The 18,876-nt window shown below is 37.7% G+C and carries 15 protein-coding genes and 1 other RNA gene; 5 read left to right on the top strand and 11 right to left on the bottom strand.

From position 1 onward, the window contains the following. Window positions 1–55: 55 nt before the first annotated feature. The 4 genes from FY049_RS17425 to FY049_RS17410 form a co-directional block, all read right to left on the bottom strand. Window positions 56–3,070 carry a M66 family metalloprotease gene (locus FY049_RS17425; protein ID WP_446084060.1) on the bottom strand — a complete coding sequence of 1,005 codons (3,015 nt, stop codon included), beginning with the start codon at window positions 3,068–3,070 and terminating at the stop codon, window positions 56–58. 466 nt (window positions 3,071–3,536) lie between these two features. Then, window positions 3,537–4,265: a histidine phosphatase family protein gene (locus tag FY049_RS17420; RefSeq protein ID WP_004719762.1), complete on the bottom strand. Its 729-nt coding sequence runs from the start codon at window positions 4,263–4,265 to the stop codon at window positions 3,537–3,539. Window positions 4,266–4,373: 108 nt separating this feature from the next. Next, window positions 4,374–5,225 (bottom strand): 3'(2'),5'-bisphosphate nucleotidase CysQ family protein, encoded by an 852-nt coding sequence (locus FY049_RS17415; RefSeq protein ID WP_004719760.1) that lies wholly within the window; start codon window positions 5,223–5,225, stop codon window positions 4,374–4,376. Window positions 5,226–5,530: 305 nt separating this feature from the next. Next, on the bottom strand, window positions 5,531–5,743 hold the full coding sequence (locus FY049_RS17410) for a hypothetical protein (protein WP_446084059.1): 213 nt from the start codon (window positions 5,741–5,743) through the stop codon (window positions 5,531–5,533). 234 nt (window positions 5,744–5,977) lie between these two features. Here FY049_RS17410 and FY049_RS17405 point away from each other — a divergent pair, with 234 nt between their 5' ends. The 3 genes from FY049_RS17405 to recA all read left to right on the top strand — a co-directional run bounded on the left by FY049_RS17405 (window position 5,978) and on the right by recA (window position 8,325). Beyond that, the gene (locus FY049_RS17405; protein ID WP_446084058.1) at window positions 5,978–6,697 is read left to right on the top strand and encodes an HAD-IA family hydrolase; all 720 of its coding nucleotides are present in this window, start codon (window positions 5,978–5,980) and stop codon (window positions 6,695–6,697) included. Then, on the top strand, window positions 6,681–7,121 hold the full coding sequence (locus FY049_RS17400) for an RNA-binding S4 domain-containing protein (RefSeq protein WP_004719756.1): 441 nt from the start codon (window positions 6,681–6,683) through the stop codon (window positions 7,119–7,121). Before FY049_RS17405 ends, FY049_RS17400 begins: the two co-directional genes overlap by 17 nt. A 160-nt stretch (window positions 7,122–7,281) precedes the next feature. Continuing rightward, window positions 7,282–8,325, top strand: a complete 1,044-nt coding sequence (gene recA, locus FY049_RS17395; protein WP_209826022.1) for a recombinase RecA — start codon at window positions 7,282–7,284, stop codon at window positions 8,323–8,325. A 244-nt stretch (window positions 8,326–8,569) separates the two neighbouring features. Here the strand turns inward: recA and FY049_RS17390 are convergent, their stop codons facing one another. From FY049_RS17390 to FY049_RS17380, 3 genes are all read right to left on the bottom strand, one after another. Then, on the bottom strand, window positions 8,570–11,089 hold the full coding sequence (locus tag FY049_RS17390) for a PEP/pyruvate-binding domain-containing protein (RefSeq protein WP_446084057.1): 2,520 nt from the start codon (window positions 11,087–11,089) through the stop codon (window positions 8,570–8,572). 127 nt (window positions 11,090–11,216) lie between these two features. After that, window positions 11,217–12,053, bottom strand: coding sequence for a phosphatase PAP2 family protein (locus FY049_RS17385; RefSeq protein WP_056511690.1), 837 nt, complete (start codon window positions 12,051–12,053; stop codon window positions 11,217–11,219). A 36-nt stretch (window positions 12,054–12,089) separates the two neighbouring features. Then, complete coding sequence (locus tag FY049_RS17380) at window positions 12,090–13,196, bottom strand: hypothetical protein (protein ID WP_262781466.1); 1,107 nt, start codon at window positions 13,194–13,196, stop codon at window positions 12,090–12,092. Window positions 13,197–13,680: 484 nt separating this feature from the next. Between FY049_RS17380 and FY049_RS17375 the strand changes: the two genes are divergently transcribed. Further along, entirely contained in the window at window positions 13,681–14,307 is a 627-nt protein-coding gene (locus FY049_RS17375) for a regulatory protein RecX (protein ID WP_446084056.1), read from the top strand. Between the two features lie 382 nt (window positions 14,308–14,689). On the opposite strand, the gene ffs is transcribed toward FY049_RS17375, so the two are convergent. Then, an RNA gene (ffs, locus tag FY049_RS17370) (signal recognition particle sRNA small type) lies at window positions 14,690–14,786 on the bottom strand. Window positions 14,787–15,608: 822 nt separating this feature from the next. Between ffs and FY049_RS17365 the strand changes: the two genes are divergently transcribed. Next, window positions 15,609–16,460 (top strand): YbgF trimerization domain-containing protein, encoded by an 852-nt coding sequence (locus tag FY049_RS17365; RefSeq protein WP_262781470.1) that lies wholly within the window; start codon window positions 15,609–15,611, stop codon window positions 16,458–16,460. Window positions 16,461–16,531: 71 nt separating this feature from the next. On the opposite strand, the gene lpxA is transcribed toward FY049_RS17365, so the two are convergent. Genes lpxA through lpxD form a run of 3 tightly spaced genes read right to left on the bottom strand, consistent with a single transcriptional unit; the run spans window position 16,532 to window position 18,875 of the window. Next, window positions 16,532–17,320, bottom strand: a complete 789-nt coding sequence (gene lpxA / locus FY049_RS17360) for an acyl-ACP--UDP-N-acetylglucosamine O-acyltransferase (protein WP_004719746.1) — start codon at window positions 17,318–17,320, stop codon at window positions 16,532–16,534. After that, window positions 17,317–17,802 (bottom strand): 3-hydroxyacyl-ACP dehydratase FabZ, encoded by a 486-nt coding sequence (gene fabZ, locus FY049_RS17355; protein WP_004719745.1) that lies wholly within the window; start codon window positions 17,800–17,802, stop codon window positions 17,317–17,319. Before fabZ ends, lpxA begins: the two co-directional genes overlap by 4 nt. Window positions 17,803–17,804: 2 nt before the next feature. Beyond that, window positions 17,805–18,875 carry a UDP-3-O-(3-hydroxymyristoyl)glucosamine N-acyltransferase gene (gene lpxD / locus FY049_RS17350; protein WP_056511700.1) on the bottom strand — a complete coding sequence of 357 codons (1,071 nt, stop codon included), beginning with the start codon at window positions 18,873–18,875 and terminating at the stop codon, window positions 17,805–17,807. Window position 18,876 lies beyond the last annotated feature (1 nt).

Raw genomic sequence — 18,876 nt, 5'->3', positions numbered from 1 at the left:
TGGCACTTATTTTATTGTGATTAATTAATTTTTGATTTGCTTATTTGATCAATGGTTACTTGATTAGAAGCTGCTTGATCAAAGCTAAATTTTCAGCACGGGTTGCAGCCAAAATCAAACTGTTATTGGCAGTAAGATTTGTCCATTTTTGATTCCCACCAGTACCGCAATTATAACTAATCAAACGTGCTCGGTTATTGCTTAAATAGCCATATTCCAAATCAAAACATTTTGAACCTTGCTCGATACGTTGCAGTGTGGCATTCATCGCCCACACTTGGCTTGCTGCATCATGGTTACATGAGCTTAGATTAATCACCCCACCCTGATTGGCTAAACACTGATCCATATATTTTTTACTGTGGATTTTACCCATTGCATCGTAGATCCACTGTTCAGTGTCATCACCCGTGCAGCCGCTCTTACCACTGATATAAGCATTCAATTTGCCATTAGCCAGTGTTTCAACTTTTAGACAATTTGTCCCGTTTTTAATGCTGGAAACATGGTTTAAATTGAAATCAGTACTTAGTTCCAACTTTGCCACAAACTGATTAAATGCCTCAATTGCTTCAACATTGCCACTTTCGAGATCAGTTCGATATGCATTTATCCAGCGATTTAAACGATAAAGTTTAATTTGCTGTTGGGTATAACGGACCATTTCTGTTTGCGCGTCCGCTGACAATTCAGTTTTAAATTGACGATAAGAGTCAAATAATAAGCGTGAATCCGCATCTAGGCTGACCACCTCTTTACCTTTATTATTCAGCAAAGCTTGTTCGAGCTGTGGCATTTCAAGTGTTCTTAATGCCGAATACTCTGCTTCTTTACCAATAGAAACAAAAGGTGCCATTGCTTGTGTAGTGACTGGAATATTGATATTCGACAATTTCACTGCTTGCTGACCTGCTTTTTGGCAGTAAAGATCAACATTTTGAGGTGTATCACTTTGCGCAAGGTTGATATGGAATTTGTTGGCATTGCTACCTGAATTTACCCGTTGTGGAGCAAGTGCAATATTTTCTACTTTGTTGGCATACTGCACATTTAACCAGCAACTTGCAGCTGTGCCAGTCGTGTTGGCCTGAGGTAGATTAAAGACATTGCCCCAATTGCCTCGTGCCGCAGGATAAATAATCCCCACCTGATTGACTGGATCATAGCCACCTAAAATCGTATAAACAGGCACACTAAACAACCGTGGTTTTAAAAAGTTACCATTGGTACTGTTATACCAAACATTGCCTGAGTTTGGTGTTTTGGGTTGTGCATCTACCATTTCACGTGTTGCTACATTCCATTTTTTATAACCTGTCGTAGAGTTTGGATCCCACACGTATTTATCAAAAGCAGGTTGAATTTTTAACCACATACTATAACCAGTATAGTGGGTATATTTGGAAATCGAGCTGGCGCTGGATCCTCCACTCATGGCATCCCAACCATAGGCATAGAGATTTTGGAAGTTTGGTACACCATTTCTGCCATCCCCTAAATTGGTATTGCCCCAATTTAAATTGCCACGCATTTTATTTCGAAATGCAATGTATCCCCAACCGCTGTCCGCATGGTGTGCAGACCAGAAATAATTTGTAGGACTTCCACTTGTTTCGACTGAGCCAGGATAATGCCCTAAACCATAGTGATGCCCGATTTCATGGCTAAATTCATTCCCCACAGAATCGATCAATGTCAAAATACCATTTCCACCACTTAAGCCATGATTGGACTCGCCATTGGCATATTTACCTCTGGCATGATGAATCACCACACTTTGAGTCACTTGTGGTTGCTCTTGGCTTTGCATCGATGAACTGGTGACACCCCAGTTCGCTAAGTTAATTCCAACACTAAATGTCGATTTAGCGGTGTTTTCACGCATATCTCCATCATAGACACCACCATTTGTTGCACTGACAGAATCGTAAATGACACCACTTGCAACCATAACCCGATTAAGCTTCATTTCATCGTATTTGCTGACTATCATTTTTGCAGCAGGGATGGTTTGGAAATAATCGGTTCCTGCTTTTTCAGGTTCCAACAGCATATAGTGACCATTGGATTTAGGTGCATCAGTCAATAAACCTAAACGAATACTTTGCACCACCAACTCGCCTGGTGCGGCAAAATCAATATCTGTCCCAGCTAAAGAACCACTGCGATTGTTTACAGAGTCTATAATACGGATGGATAATCCTGAACGTACCTCATCCCACTTTAATGCTACTGACCATGCCTGTTTAGAATACATTACCCGCGCTCGATCATCCTGATTAGATTGATCTGAAGCAGCAAGACGTGAAGGCTCTTTTAGATTTACGGTACGTATCAGTTGGTTACCTTGATAGATTTCCGCTTGTAATTTATCAACATCTCCCATCGAAACCAAAGGTGTAACCAATAACAATGCATCTTTCTGCGTTGTTAAGCGTGGCATTTTATCCTGTTCATTATTCTTCGGGTTTACCACATGACTTTGGGCAAACTGTAGCATTGCAGCAAAGTCACCATTTAAATCATTGCGCAATAAGCGATTTCCACCCTGTGCATTAAAATCATAAAAGCCTAATACACTGCTTGAGATTTTATTTTTAACTGGTTCTGGATATTTTTCTACTACAGGTGGTGTTGTGCCTGTACCACCATTTGAGCCACCCGAACCGCCCTCAGGAGGCTGAGTCGTACCACCGTTTGAACCGCCCGAACCATTCCCAGGAGGTTGAGTCGCACCACCATTTGAACCGCCTGAACCAGTTTCAGGAGGTTGAGTCGCACCACCATTTGAACCGCCTGAACCAGTTTCAGGAGGTTGAGTCGTACCACCATTTGAGCCACCCGAACCACTCTCAGGAGGAGTCTCAGTTGATCCACCGTTTGAACCACCTGAACCGTTGTTTGGGGTTTCTGGTGTACCATCCCCCGGTAACTCATTTGTACCATCGCCAGGGTTTTGCGGTATATTCGATGGCTGATCATTTGTAGAATGACTATCACTACCACCCCCACATGCGATAAGCATTGCTGAAAGCGTACAAATTGTTAAATATTTAAACCGTAATTGCATCACATATCTTCCCCATATTTATAACGACTTATCTCTATCCTTAGTTTCTGAGATTAAATTAAAATAATTATATATTTCAATTATTTAAATATATCACATTGATTATAATCATGTGATTTTTATTTTAAAAATATAAAAATGGCGTATTGCCCTAAATTTTACTTTTATGGATTTATTGAGTTTTAGGTTGTTATTTATCGACACTAGGGTTTTAAATCCTCTCCCTTGTGAAGTTAATACTTCTCACCTTTTTCTAAGGAGGGAGTTTTTAATTACTCAAATAAATTGAGTTTAACCATACAGCGTGTTGCTATCGCGTGGCGACATGAATGTCGCCCATTGTGTGTGGGTATGCGGGGATACAGATTTAGTAGCACAAGATCAGGCATCGCCTACACAAAGGGAGAAGGAGCTTTCAATATCAATATGATTCGCTCAACATAATTATTTTTAATTTAAAAAGCAACTATTGCTGAAACTCACGTATCGACAATTCACCACGTTCGCCTCGCCAAATCCATTTTAAATGACTATCTGCAAAACGCTCGCCTTCAAACCAAACAAATAGGCCTTCCATCATCTCTGGCCAGTCACTTTGACTGATTTCAGTACGTTTTGAAATCACCGCAATAATCGCAGCAAGAATCGTATCGTGGCTCACAGCCAAACTAATACCGTTGTTTAGCGTAGGATGTGTTTCATAGATTAATTCAAGCACATCCACCACACCCGTAATCGGATGTTTCATACCAGGTAAGGCATTATTTACAAAACTATTGATAAAACCTAAAGCACCTTGTGCTCTAAAATAGGGAGCAGCCTGTTTAATATCCAGCACAAAGCTTCCCGGCTCAACCAATAAGCCCTTTTCTACAATTTCAATATGATGGGTATTGGGATAAGGAGAAATTCCGTCAGCGCCTTGAATCATCAAAGCTGCGGTATCGACACAACGCTGAATGGGGCTTGAAATACAGTGTTGGATCACACGATCCGTATTTTCAATCAAATAACAACCCCAAGCTTGCGCTAAATCACGACCTTGGGAAGTTAATTGCAGATCATAACCTGCCAGCCCCTGCCCATTCACAACCTCACGAATTGAATGACGCGTGAATAAGGTTACAGGTGTTTTCGCATCGGGCAATAAATCTATTGCTTTTAGCATACTGTTCGGCAATAAATCTAAGGCCATATCAACTTAAAACTCATTTTTATACAAGCTTACTATAACATATGCAGCCAAGCGCTCAATCTAATCTAAAAATGTTAAATTATCTATAAAATGCATATGTATATCAGATTAAAAGCTCACATTGCTTAATGCTTCTAAAGCAATTTCTTTATTTTCGACATTCCGAAATGCGATAAACCCATCATTTAACACGGTATCACGTTGATTATAGGTAAATGGTACCGCAGCTAAACTCAGTAATCCGCCACCGATACTTTCCAATAGTCCTTGTCCTGCACTGGTATCCCACTCAGAGGTAGGATGAAATCTTGGATAAATATCAATTTCGCCTTCAAGCATCATACAAAACTTATAGGCACTGCCCGCCTCTCGTCTAATGACAGGCGACTCTTGTTCAATATAATCAATATATTGCTGATACTTTGGATTTTTACTGCTATGGCTTAGTCCAATTTGAATTGCATCTTCCTCTACAGCTTTAAACTTGCAATAACGTTCCCAAGTACGGTGAATAAAGCAATATTTATAAGGCAATTCTGTTAAATATCCCAAATACATCACTTGCTCTGTCGGTACAGCAATGATTGAAAATATGGTTTGGTGGTTGTGAATTAGACTTAAATTAATCGTAAATTCATCACGTTCATGAATAAATTCTTTAGTTCCATCCAAAGGATCCAGCATCCAACAGATATTCCATGTATGTCGTTGAGAGTAATCACTCTCTTCTGATAGCACTGGAATTTCAGGAGTGATTTTCGCCAATTGCTCTATTAAATAGGCATTCACTTTTAAGTCAGCTTGGGTAACAGGTGACTGATCATCCTTTTTATCAATATTAAACGCATTTCCAGCACAATAATTTTGGTATTCCTCGAGCAAGATTTGACTTGCAGATGCCAAAACTGGAACTAATTTTAAAATTTGTTCATCTTGTGGTGCTTGAGTGGTAATAAACATTGATCCGACCTGTAGGATGTCTGATTTTTGTCCACAAGCCTACCATTTTTTTATGTTGAGTGCATGAAAACAATAGCTTTTAACTAATAAATATCCTGAGATTCGATATGCTTTTTGAACACTATATAGACTTCTAAATTTTCATTTGATTTAGATTAGTCCAAGTCTATTCAACCTATTTAAAATTTTATTTAATGAAATTCATTTTTAATATGGATGAATTAACCAATAACATATTGTTTTCATTAATTGTATTTATAGAATTAATCACAACTTTAAAATTCAGACTTCAGATGCTTTGAATTTTAATCGTTGTTTTGTTTATGAATATTTTTTAAATCAGGTCTATGTTCATGTATATTTTTTTGCAGTTCAAAAATATGACTGAGCGCTTTGCCGATAAGCAAAATATTTTCCCTATTTTCCAATTCTGGTGCTTCTTGAATTTTTCCTGAAATATTATCTAATAGCATCGCTGCTTGATGTAATTCAGAATTTATCGTATCTAATACGTTCATTTAAGCCTCATTTATATCGTTTGGATCTAAGTGTTATAGCATTTAGATTTAATGCTTTAAATTATAATATATGTAGTTGGATCAAATTTTGAGAGCATAGCTAAGCGATAAATGATGAGTAAAAGAAATCCGCAAATGGTGAGTTTTCCTGCTCATCATCTCACATTTATTTTATTAAAATTTACACGTTCATAGAGTCTTTGTTAAACTTTAAAAAACTTTGGAGTTCCTTGAATGCAAAAACCGATCATCTTTTTTGACATGGACGGTACACTCCTTGATTTAGCTTTTGATGATCTGATCTGGAACACAAAACTCCCTGAACGGCATGCAGAAACCCATCAATGTAGTTTAGAGCACAGTCAAAACATTCTAAATGCATTTTATCAACAACATAATCATACCCTCTGCTGGTATTCTTCAAAATATTGGTCTGAAAAAGTTGGGGTTGATGTCCTACAGTTACAATATGATTTTAAAGATAAAATCACCCCAAGAACGGGCTGTTTTGAATTATTAAAACAATTAAAAGCACAAGGTTATCGTTGTTGGTTACTGACCAATGCAGATTGTGCTGGCTTAAAACTTAAACTTGAAAATGTTGATCTCAGCCCTTATTTTGAAGTAATGATCAGTAGTGAAGAAATTGGCTATTCCAAAGAGTTTATTGAGTTTTGGCAAATTCTGCAGCAAAAGCATCCATTTGACCCACAAAATGCATGTTTTGTGGATGACACCATCCCAGTATTAAAAGGTGCTGAAAAGTTTGGTATAGCACACTTAATCACGATTACTCAACCTTCCAGTGGTCGTGCTGCGCGTCATCAATTAGAATTGGAATACCCTGCAATCAATCATTTAACTGAGCTTTTACCTTTACTGAAAAAAGTAGCATTAGCAAATTTACAGTCAACAGATTTAGAACATAAGGATGTCGATGTCAAAACAGCCTGAGAAACAACAACTTGAAACAATGCGTGTAGACAAATGGCTTTGGGCTGCACGTTTTTTTAAAACACGCTCTATTGCCAAAGATGCAATCGAGGGTGGTAAAGTTCATCATAATAATGAACGTGTTAAAGTCTCAAAAGAGATTCGTGTTGGAATGGAGCTCACCATACAACAAGGTTTTGATCGTAAAACGGTAGTCATTAAAGCACTCTCCGTTGTTCGTGGCGGTGCACCGATTGCCCAACAACTTTATGAAGAAACTGAGGTGAGTGTGGCACGTAGAGAGTTGATTTCATCCCAAAGAAAATTGCATAATCTAGCACGCCCTGATCATCGACCAAGTAAAAAAGATCGACGACAAATTAGCAAATTTAAACAAGAAAATGATCAACAATTTGACCAATCTTGGTCCTATGATGATGACTGAATTCGTTTAGGTTGGGTACGACATCTTATGTCGTACTAATGTTTTTTTAATATAGAACCATTTTTTATTTTCTGTCACTATTACTGCCGTGGACGAAAGATCAAATTTAATGACATCCACTTAAGATATTAGTGATATTACATCGTTTGAGGTTTACGAGATGGATGATAACAAAAGCAAGGCACTGAATGCGGCACTGAGCCAAATTGAGAAACAATTTGGTAAAAACACAGTGATGCGCTTAGGTGATAACACTGTTCAAGCGGTTGAAGCGGTTTCTACAGGCTCTTTAACACTTGATATTGCATTGGGTATTGGGGGCTTACCAAAAGGTCGTATCGTTGAAATTTACGGTCCTGAATCTTCTGGTAAAACGACAATGACGCTACAAGCCATTGCGCAATGCCAAAAAGCAGGTGGAACATGTGCCTTTATTGATGCGGAACATGCTTTAGATCCACAATATGCACGTAAACTTGGGGTAGATATAGACAACCTTTTAGTTTCACAGCCAGATAATGGTGAGCAAGCACTTGAAATCGCAGATATGTTGGTTCGTTCAGGTGCAGTCGATATGATCGTTGTCGATTCTGTAGCAGCGTTAACCCCTAAAGCCGAAATTGAAGGCGAAATGGGTGACTCTCACATGGGCCTACAAGCACGTTTGATGAGCCAAGCTTTACGTAAAATCACAGGTAATGCCAAGCGTTCAAACTGTATGGTTATCTTCATTAACCAGATTCGTATGAAAATTGGGGTGATGTTTGGTAGCCCTGAAACCACAACTGGTGGTAACGCATTGAAGTTCTATGCTTCTGTACGTTTAGATATTCGTCGTATTGGACAAGTTAAAGAAGGCGATGAAATTGTAGGTTCTGAAACCAAAGTCAAAGTTGTTAAAAACAAAATGGCGCCTCCTTTCCGTGAAGCACTTTTCCAAATTATGTATGGTAAAGGTGTAAACCACTTAGGTGAATTGGTTGATCTTGCAGTTGGACAAGAACTCGTACAAAAAGCAGGTGCTTGGTACTCATATCAAGGTGACAAAATCGGTCAAGGTAAAAACAATGTCATTCGCCATTTAGAGGAAAACCCTCAATTGGCTCAAGATCTTGATCGTATGATTCGTGAAAAACTTTTAACCACTGCCAATGCTGCACCAGCGGAAGAGAAAGAAGAAGAGCCTGACTTTTTAGATGTGTAATCCACATATTTAAAGCTCAACAAAAAGCACCTCATGGTGCTTTTTTTTATATCGCATCATAAACTCTAATAGATCTTATTTGATAAACCAAAATATGATCATTTAGAATCAATCATATTGATATTGAAAGTCCCTTCTCCCCCTCGGGAGAAGGCTAGGATGAGGGGGGTTTTATATTGATCTATGATTTAAAAAAGGACCTTTCAAAGATAGCCTAATCAATGCCCTTTAAATCCAGATGATTCTATTCCTCTAAAATCACCATACCTGTTTGACCATCAATTTTGACTCGATCGCCATTTTTTAACCAACTACATGCGCCATGAATACTCATTACCGCAGGAATACCCAATTCACGCGCTGTTACAGCACCATGTGATAATGGACCACCACTTTCAGTAATAACACCTTTGGCTTGATAAAATAAAGGCGTCCACGCTGGATTAGTCGTTTTCGCCACCAATATGGCATTTTTTGGAAAATAAATAAACTGATTTGGGTCTGTAATGACATATACCTCGCCTTCAGTCTGTCCTGAACTTCCACCTAAACCTTTACGAACATTGCCCCCTTGTTGCATGAAATCATTATTTTCACCATAAACCCATTCAGCTGTTTTTTGTTGAGCATCGAGATACTGTGCTTTTTGTGTGATAGCAATGTTACGTATTTGGCTAAAATCTTTATCTTCAATTGCTTGTTGTAAACTCTCAGGCGGAATAAAGAACACATCCCATGCATCATCCAAAGCACCATAATTTACAAGACGAATACCAATTTCATGGGCTGCTTTACGGAAAGGAATCGTTAAACGTGTTGTATGATAATGTTCAATATCATCCAAAGCAGTATAAGTACGAACTAAACGAATCAATTCTTGTAAAAAGAATCTAAACGTTTCAGGTACAGCTTTTAATAAAGCCAACTCAGTTGCAAGCATGCTGTCACGCTTTTGCCAATAGGTTGCTTTATGATGATCCTCATCCTGTTTTGCCATCATCTGAATTTGTGCAAAGACAATATGCGGTACTTCCACCCATGTTGGTTGATAAGCATCAAAATCAACTTCACGATGTCCATGTTGTGTAAGGAACTGATTAAATACTTGCTGAATTTTTGGATAATCTTGCAAGGCAAGTTCTAAACTCTGAACATCATTAAAAGCAGTGGTAGATAATGCTGGATATTCACGTAACTGGCGTGAAATTTGCCACATCGCCTGATTGACTATACCTGTTTTGGTTTCAGTATTTGAAATCAATAAATCAAAAATATGCTGTGCATTGTCTCCTTCAAACTGTACCAGCACTGCACGTAAAGTCTGATAAAGTAAATTTTGAGTCAATGAAATTGCAATATTCGGTAAGAAGTATTCTGTGCCTAATTTATTAATTTGTTGAAGTAAATCCCAACACTCTTCTATGGATTTATATTGATAATCGATATGATTAAAACGTCCAATTGCCAATAAATAAGAATCTAAATCATTCATCCAGCGAGTGGGTAATTCACTGATCCAAGTAAATTGCCATAAACCACCAGATTCAATAAATTGAGCAAATTTTTCAGGCGTATTTAATGATGCGATCGGCATACGTCCCGCATAGACACGGACTGCATTTTGATTGCCATAGACATAATTATCTTTAACCACAAACCATTTATCATGAAATGGCGGTAGCCCCATTAAGCGAAATGAATAATTCAATGAGGTATGAAAGCCTGTCTCACACAACTGCCAAGTTAGTGGGGTAACAGGATTTGGGAAACGTTCTGCAGACTCATCTCGAGTCCATTTGGGTGCAAAACGTGTTACAGGTCGTGACTGTAAAATATAAAGTGTATCACCTTCAAAAGCCCATTCAATATCCTGTGGAAATGTTGCGAATTGCTCTGCTTGTCTCGCCAGCGCTGCAACTCGCTTTGCATGTTCAGGGCTTAAAGAACGTTGATTTTGTTGTTCAGGTGATAATAAAACTGTAGTAGATTGGCCTAATTGCCAAACCAACGCATGTGACTTTGTCGCAATAAACTCAGTACTGATTTGACCCTCACGATCCACTCTAAACTCATCAACTTCTGACTCTCCTGCCACCACGGTTTCACCTAAACCAAAAGCAGAATTAATCAAAACATGTTCTATATTTTCACCTACAGGATCTATAGAAAATGCCACACCTGCTGCATCATTGACCTGAACATTCACCATCTTCTGTACAACTACAGCCATACTAATCGTGTCATCAGCTATTCCTAGACGCTCACGATAGACAATCACTTCAGTATTCCACAACGACAACCAGCATTGTAAAACCGCTTGCTGTAAGCGATCAATTCCATGGACATTTAAAATCGTGTCGTGTAAACCTGCGAAAGCAGCACCTGGCAAATCTTCTGCACTGCCCGATGAACGAACGGCAAAAAAGGTATCCGTCAAACGGCTTTGTAAATCAATAAGACTTTCTATTAAAGCTTGAGGCAATATTTGTTTTGCTAAAAATTCACGTACAGCGCTACTTTTTTCCTGTGCAGAATGTGTATCAACGAGGATGTGTTGAATATCTTGTTTAAAAGGGCTAAACCATTCTGTATACACTGACGCGGGAATAATATAAGCCTCTGGTACAGGCAAACCCGCTTGCTGACAGCGAATTAATCCCGCACCTTTGCCTCCGACTTGGGTAACATCAATATCTTCAAATTGTTGTAATGGCAGCAAGATTGTTTGCTGTTCTCGCTGATGTTCCGCTATGGTATTATTCATTTTAAAGCACCCTTATAAATTTTAACTTTTGTTCATCATGTTCTGGTTATATAAAAAATTTAAATTCAATCAAAAATGATCACGTTTCAATTTACTTTAAATTAACATCCCCCTCCACTACTGCAATTCATACCGTATACACCGTTTGATTGAGCCATTTTTGACTAAGTTTCAGTACAATTATGGCTAAAATAATGCCAAATATGACATCTATACCATAGTGATAACGTAATAAAATAGTTGCAAAGATGGTTCCAAGAATAATCGGAGATAGAATCAAACTGATCTTTTTAAAACCTGTTTGGTGTAAATAGCCAACGATAAAAATTGAAATTGCAGTATGTAAACTTGGAAAAACATCCATTCCTGTCACCCCCTGATTTACACTTTTAGTCACCATCTGTGTAATCGAGCCACCACCGCCAATTTGCGGCGCAACTGTAAATGCTGGTCCGCTTGCAGGAAATAAAATATAACCAACAAAACCAATACTATAGAGCAAAATAATTGAGTTAAAAAATACCTGACCTGCTATAGACTGTCTTTTAACGGTATATAAAATGACACTCCCCAATACAAGAAAATAAAAGAAAAAATAGCAAGATGAAATGATATCTGCGAGCACTGGATAACTTTCATAATGAAAATAATCAACAAGGATTTTTCCGAAAAAAATATGCTGATCGATATTATGTAATAAAGCATCGGCAGACCATGGCAGTACAAATTTTGAGATGAGCGTCATGAGTGGAAATACTCCCCACGACAGTAAAAAAAGTAATAGTCCATACCAAGGCCAATTTAACTTTTTGAAATGTAAATAGACACTCACTAACCACAATACACTCACAATAGAAAACAGAGCTAAACTTTGATATTGTGCTGAACGGATCATACCGACTGCAGCCAATGAAATTAATATGAATAAAATTATTAAATATGCCGCTGAGATTGTTTTTTTCATTTATTTTCCTTGTGGTTAAAATATATTTATTGGATTTTAATCAATCGTATCTTTATTTAAGCATCTCGTCGTTAATGCAATAGGTTCTGGTTCTGGGTAAAAATACCAACCAATCCAGCCTAGTAGCATGATTATGATGCTATAAACAGGCACAATAAATAATCCAACTATCCATAGAATACAGGTCAAAATTGAGCCATAAAAACCACCCAACAATCTAAAAAAAGTGAGATTATTACGACCATCTGAACCTTTTTGTGCCAGTAGTGCAAAGAGAACAGTTGGGAAAAAGCCAATAAAAAATAGAATTTTAATCATAGGATTTAGAATTTTTCTTGTAGGATTTAGCGACTTTTTGATTTCAAGGTTTATAGCCGAGTCAACGGATAGATCATTATGTTTTGCTTTTGACTGCAACGCTAAAAATAATTCCCCATAATCCTGCGTTTGATATTGTTGTGATTCTAACTGTATGGATGGTTCGAGATATTTAATGTGATTCCAAGCCATTGCCTGAATCTGATTGAACTGTTGAACATTTTCGCAATTTACAGATACATCATTTAACCGTTCAGACATTTCCAAAAAAATACCATCAACTGTGCTTTCCTGTGGCATAAATGCTGAGCCAAAAACAATACTCACTTGACTACGAAATCCATCAGGCTTGGTATAAAACACTCCCATACATTGCACAACAAAATCAATTTGATTGAGCTTAAGCTGCTTTACAATACGTGCCATACCTTCTTTATAAGCTTCAGGTTTTTCTCGCCACTCACTCGAACCCTCTGGCATAATACACAATGAACCACCTGAACTTAGCTGTTGAATTGCAAGCTGTATAGGCGAAGCAACTGAATCATGTGAAATTTTATATCGCTGAGTATCTTGTGGACGCACCACAGCAATCCCATCAAAGATGAGTCTTAGAAACCATTTTCGTAACATTTGAATCGAAATTAATGAAGGGGTTTTATCAATTGCCCATGTATAGACCTGCCCATCAGTTGCACCATTACGATGACTTGCGATATATAAAGTCGGCTTTGAAGCACGTTCTCCAATCACATGGATCTTGGAAAAATAAAATCCAGTGATTAAGCGAGCTAAACCCACATGCCAAACTGAAAGTTTTTTCAAGCTATTTTCCTTTAATACAGTCTAAACTTGCTCATCAATTTTTTCTAAGCAATTCTAAAGCAAGAACATTTTTATTTATTTATAAATCGATTAAAAAAACATCCTAGCAACAGCATAACGATTCTGCAATCACTGTTTATTACTTTAGATTGTCAATTTTCTGTCTTTTAGCTTATAAATCATAGCGAATTACTTAAAAATTTACCCCCTCGTTACCTTCGCCCTAAATCAATTCGAATCATTGATCAAATAGAAACGGATAGTATCGGTAAGCCAGTTTAGGCGTTATTAAGCTTCGACATGAAGCGCTTTAAATAAAAATCTAAACCCTGATATCTGCTTATCTTCCCCTCTTATACTGGTTTAGATTCTTTGCTATTTAGGCGGAGGAAAATTCATCCGTATAGGATTTGCACTGTTAAAAAAATGAATTAAAGCTAAACTAGCGTTTATCTCTGAAATAAATAGATTGTTATCAATAGCTATGAGCCAAGCAAAATTTCCCAAATTGTTAGATTACCAAAAACTCAAACAGCAATTTGGTGAACAAGAAACAACAGCGTATCAGCATTCTACATCTCAAACTGCAGAACCTGAGTCTGGCATTGCAAATGATGAACACGCCTTTAATGCGGAGCAGGATCTTGCACCCAAACCACAGGGCTTAACAGGTACACGTTTGCGTTCTTATGCTTTTGCGGTGTTGACTCGAAAAGAATATTCCAAAGCTGATCTGATTGAAAAGCTGATGACCTATGCGCAAAGCCGTGAGGAGGTTTTAATTTTGGTTGATGAGCTGTCAGCGAATAACTACCAAAGTGACCAACGTGTAGCGGAAATGACTGTACGTAGCCAAGTCCGTAGAGGTAAGGGCCCGAATCGAATCAAACTGGCTTTACGTGCCAAACAACTGGATAAAGCCTTAGTACAAGAGGATATTGCAGAAATTGATTGGTATGAACAAGCCTATCAATTGAAAGTTAAAAAATATGGTACAGAGGTCAGTAAAGATCCAAAAATTAAAGCCAAACAAATTCGCTTTTTACAATATCGTGGTTTTGAAATGGATGCGATTATGAAAGCAATTTCAAAAAAACCAAATGATGATTGATGATGGTCAGTCGATACAATTCAAGATCAACTTTTCATTAAACGGTAGGTTGAGAATCTTAGGTTGAAAATCTATTGATAGAATTCCCTCCTCACTTTTGATTTCTTATAAATTCTAAGCAGATCCAATATCTTTTAGCACTGTACAAGCTATCATTTCATTCATCGATAAAACTATACGCGTATTTTCAATATAAGCTCAGTAAGGGTGATAGATTTTTAGTCACGACTAAAAATGATAGTTGAATTAAATCAGATGGTCTAAAGATTGAGAATATAAATTTTCAGGGATTAAATAGCAGATATTGTTTTAAAATGCAGGATATAAATCGAATAGATATATTGAGTTATTATTATTGGTAGATTTAGAAATCTGGTGGCAGCCCTACTAGCAAAATCTCGGCACATCGTATTTCTGATACCGTTGCTACCTTCCGGTCCTGGCGGGGTTTTCAGAGTACAATTGCGAAACCACCAGCAGGGCTACCATTGCAAGAACAGAGTATAGAGATTTTTAATTTTCTTTCAAGCCTAACATTGTGATTTTCTCAAGTTATTCATTCGTTTGCTTATTTCATCATCAATATGGTTAATTTTTAACAGTAATTCTAACTTTTATAGTCAAACCACCTAATTATTCATACAAGTGATTTGCATCAAATCATAGATCACAAATGAAATGAAGCTTATGCTTTTGTGTGAACTTTTAGAAACTGTTAGTTATCAATTCATTTTTTGTACTTTTGAATCCTAGATGGTGATTCTATCGTAGGGCGACATGAATGTCGCCGTTGGGCGGGGCTACAGGACGTACCCCTCACCCAACATGAGCAAAAACAAAGCACTGCTTTGTTTGCAGCGCAAGGTTTGGCATCCCCTACGAAAAGTGAGGCATCGTCTACGCAAAGCTATTTAAACTTTGAATGTAACGTGCGGCATTGTTAGCTTTTTCATAATCAAACAATTGATTTAATTAAAAATATTAATTAAGAAAAATTATATTCTTGTGCCTGAGTTTTTTAACAGGTTGACTATAGTTTCAATAGCTCTTTGAACTTATCAAGCATCAGAAAATATACGACTGAAATTTATATCAGCGCCACTTCATGTATTAAAGGCATCATTTCATAGATTGTAGGCGTTAAAATACAAAAAAGCTTCATATTGCATTAGAATTAGCTGAAGATTGTAAAAGCATCTTGCAATTCCGTCCCTAGCCGTTTTTAATGATAACAATTATTGATTTTCAAATAGCCCATATCAGTCTATTTGAGAAATTTTGACTTTGATGGATTTTAAATTATGCTAAAAAAGCATGCCCTGTTTTCTATTGCCTTACTCAGTTCAGCATCTTTATATGCAATCCCTATAGAATCTCGTGGATTAAGTGATACTGCATCGTCTCGAAATGATGTAGCGAATTCACCAGCACCCATTGCTGGAAATATGAATTGGGATTTAATACAAAAGAATCAACAATTAGAAAATCAAATTCGTGAATTACGTGGCAAGATTGAAGAACAAGATCATGCCATTGATCAACTAAACAAAGAACTCACCAACCGCTATACCGATTTAGATCAGCGTCTTGAACTGCTCAATCAGAAACTTGAACCTGAAAGCAATCAACCAGAACAAGCACCTGCTGAAAATGCACCTGTCGATAGTTCAGCCACAACCGATCAAACAACCACTGCAAGCAAAGCTACAACGAATAGCCCGGCATCAGCAACTCAAAATTCAGCAACACCAGCCAACAGTAGCAATAATACCAGTGATCCTGTCGCACTGGAAAAAGCAGCCTACACCATTGCTTTAGATGCCTATAAAAAAGGTGGTGCAAAACAAGCCATCGCCCCTATGCAAAACTTTATTAAAAACTATCCAAACAGCATTTATACTGGAAATGCTTATTTTTGGTTAGCTGAGTTTCAATTGGCAATTGATCCACCAAATTACAATGAAGCCAAGAAAAACTATGAAATCGTAGCAGCTAAATTTCCAAACTCGTCTAAAGCACCGCGTGCTTTATACCAACTTTATAGTATTGCCAAAGATGTCAACAAGAACACACAAACTGCAAATGTCTATAAAAGCAAACTGTTAAGCACCTATCCTAAATCAGAAGAAGCAGGTTTTTTCAAAAAAGGTTAATCCGCTTATTCACAATTTAAACCATAAAAAAATGCCTCAATAGAGGCATTTTTTTATGGAATCTTTAACAATTAACGCACGATACCGCGCTTAGATTCTAATACTGAATCAATCAATAACTGGACTTCTTCAACTTCTGGAAGGATCTCTTGACGAATTTTTTCAATGGCTTGCTCAGTGGTTAAATTCTCTTTATAGATCAATTTAAACGACTCTCTTAAGCCTTGAATCACATTCTTAGACCAGCCTTTACGACGCATCCCTTCAACATTCATACCATAAGCATGCGCAGGATTACCTGAAACCATGACATAAGCAGGAACATCTTTAAGAATCAGTGATGCACCACCAATCATACTATAAGAATCAATCTTACAGAATTGATGGATACCTGAATTCCCGCCCACAATGACGAAATCGCCAATGTGAACATGGCCAGCGATGCCGACATTATTTGCAAAAATATTGTTATTTCCAATCAAACAATCATGTGCAATATGCGTATTCACCATCAATAGGTTATTGCTTCCTATTTTGGTTAGGCCTCGATCTTGAACAGTGCCACGGTGTAAGCTGCAATGTTCACGGATTTTATTGTTGTCGCCAATTTCTAACCAAGTTTCTTCACCTTGGTATTTTAAATCTTGACAAATTTCACCTACACTTGCGAATTGGAAAATATCGTTATTTTCACCAATACGTGTATAGCCTCCAATCACAACATGTGAGTGAAGTTTGGTACCAGCACCAATCGTCACTTGCGGACCAATAATACAATATGGTCCAATTTGGACATCTGGTGCTATCACTGCAGAAGAGTCAATAATAGCGGTTGGGTGGATTAAGTCGTTATTGCTCATGCCTGCTCTAATTTCTGATGAGAAATGATAATTTCAGCGGTTGCTGCTACCACGCCGTCAACACTGGCAGTACATAAATACTTGTAAATGCCACGTTTTTGCATGAGTAATTCAGATTTTAGCACGAGTTGGTCGCCTGGTACGACTTGTTTTTTAAATCGTATTTTTTCAGCACCAGCGAATAAGAACAAAGAGCCTGGTCTTGGTTTTTCATTATTCATGATAAAACCGAGCACACCAGAAACTTGTGCCATCGCCTCAACGATCAAAACACCCGGCATAATTGGATAGCCTGGGAAATGACCCTGCATAAATTCTTCATTAATTGAAACGTTTTTGTATCCTACAATCCCATTCTCTGTAACTTCAGTTACACGATCGACAAGCAAAAATGGATAACGATGTGGCAAATACTCACGAATCGTTTGGGTTTGCATTGGTAATTCAGGAACCGTAAAAGGTAGAGATTTAGACTCAGTCATAATTATTTACGCGACTTTAAAGTTGATTCAATGGACTCAATTTGAGCCTGCATATGATCTATTTGTTTCACCAGTTTGGTCAATGGCACATCTGCTAATTGTCTTAAGCGCACAACCGTCCTTTTCCAATGATTTGTTTCAAATTGTCCAGTACCTGAAGAATAAGAACCTGCCTCAGAAATACTTTTTGTGACTATTGACATTCCAGTAATTGTGACATTATCCGTGATTTTTATATGCCCTACGATACCAACAGCACCTGCAAGAACACAGTTTTTGCCAATAATCGTACTGCCTGCAATACCACACTTGGCTGCGATGGCAGTATTCTCGCCAATCTGCACGTTATGGGCGATTTGCACAAGGTTATCAATAATGACACCATCATGAATGATTGTATCGTCCAAAGCACCACGATCAATACTACAATTTGAGCCTATACGCACATCATTTCCGATACGTACAGAACCCAATTGAGCTATACGATTCCACTTTCCTTGATAAGGTGCAAAACCGAAGCCCTCTCCACCAATTGCAGTATTGGAATGAATCCGAACACGATCTGCGATTTTTGTTTGGCCTGTAATGGTTACATGAGAATCGACAAAACCATCTTTGCCAATCTCAACACCATCATCAATTTTGCTATGCGATTGGATAATTGTATTTGCACCGACGACACAATCATCACCAATCACAACATAATGACCAATATAAGCATCATCTGCAATAATTGCTGAAGGAGAAATTTGCGCAGTACTTTCAATACCACGTTTGCTTACTTTAACTTCAAACTGATGGGTTAAAATTGCAAAGGCAAGATAGGGATTGCGGACAACAATAAAATTTTGGCAATTTGTAAGCTGTTCTTTTAACTCTGCCGTGACGATCAAAGCGCCGGCTTTAGAGTTTTGAGCTTCATTCAAATATTTGTCGTTATTTACAAAAGAAATATGATTGGATTGCGCATGTTCTAAACTTGCAAGCCCATCTAAAACAAAATTGGGTTGACCAATTAGCTCACCTTGTACAAGCTGAGCTAATTCATCGAGATGAAAACGATTTGATTTCATT

The sequence above is a fragment of the Acinetobacter sp. 1125_18A genome (genome assembly GCF_052824985.1).
The sequence above is the reverse complement of the archived record's forward strand: the minus strand, read 5'-3'. Positions and strand labels throughout refer to the sequence as shown.

Bases quoted from the DNA above. Each gene is read 5' to 3' on its own strand.
- FY049_RS17390 (WP_446084057.1), bottom strand. From the start codon at position 11,089: ATGAATAATACCATAGCGGAACATCAGCGAGAACAGCAAACAATCTTG.
- FY049_RS17365 (WP_262781470.1), top strand. From the start codon at position 15,609: ATGCTAAAAAAGCATGCCCTGTTTTCTATTGCCTTACTCAGTTCAGCA.
- FY049_RS17405 (WP_446084058.1), top strand. From the start codon at position 5,978: ATGCAAAAACCGATCATCTTTTTTGACATGGACGGTACACTCCTTGAT.
- FY049_RS17400 (WP_004719756.1), top strand. From the start codon at position 6,681: ATGTCAAAACAGCCTGAGAAACAACAACTTGAAACAATGCGTGTAGAC.
- FY049_RS17420 (WP_004719762.1), bottom strand. From the start codon at position 4,265: ATGGCCTTAGATTTATTGCCGAACAGTATGCTAAAAGCAATAGATTTA.
- fabZ (WP_004719745.1), bottom strand. From the start codon at position 17,802: ATGACTGAGTCTAAATCTCTACCTTTTACGGTTCCTGAATTACCAATG.
- FY049_RS17415 (WP_004719760.1), bottom strand. From the start codon at position 5,225: ATGTTTATTACCACTCAAGCACCACAAGATGAACAAATTTTAAAATTA.
- lpxD (WP_056511700.1), bottom strand. From the start codon at position 18,875: ATGAAATCAAATCGTTTTCATCTCGATGAATTAGCTCAGCTTGTACAA.
- FY049_RS17385 (WP_056511690.1), bottom strand. From the start codon at position 12,053: ATGAAAAAAACAATCTCAGCGGCATATTTAATAATTTTATTCATATTA.
- FY049_RS17410 (WP_446084059.1), bottom strand. From the start codon at position 5,743: ATGAACGTATTAGATACGATAAATTCTGAATTACATCAAGCAGCGATG.
- recA (WP_209826022.1), top strand. From the start codon at position 7,282: ATGGATGATAACAAAAGCAAGGCACTGAATGCGGCACTGAGCCAAATT.
- FY049_RS17375 (WP_446084056.1), top strand. From the start codon at position 13,681: ATGAGCCAAGCAAAATTTCCCAAATTGTTAGATTACCAAAAACTCAAA.
- FY049_RS17425 (WP_446084060.1), bottom strand. From the start codon at position 3,070: ATGCAATTACGGTTTAAATATTTAACAATTTGTACGCTTTCAGCAATG.
- lpxA (WP_004719746.1), bottom strand. From the start codon at position 17,320: ATGAGCAATAACGACTTAATCCACCCAACCGCTATTATTGACTCTTCT.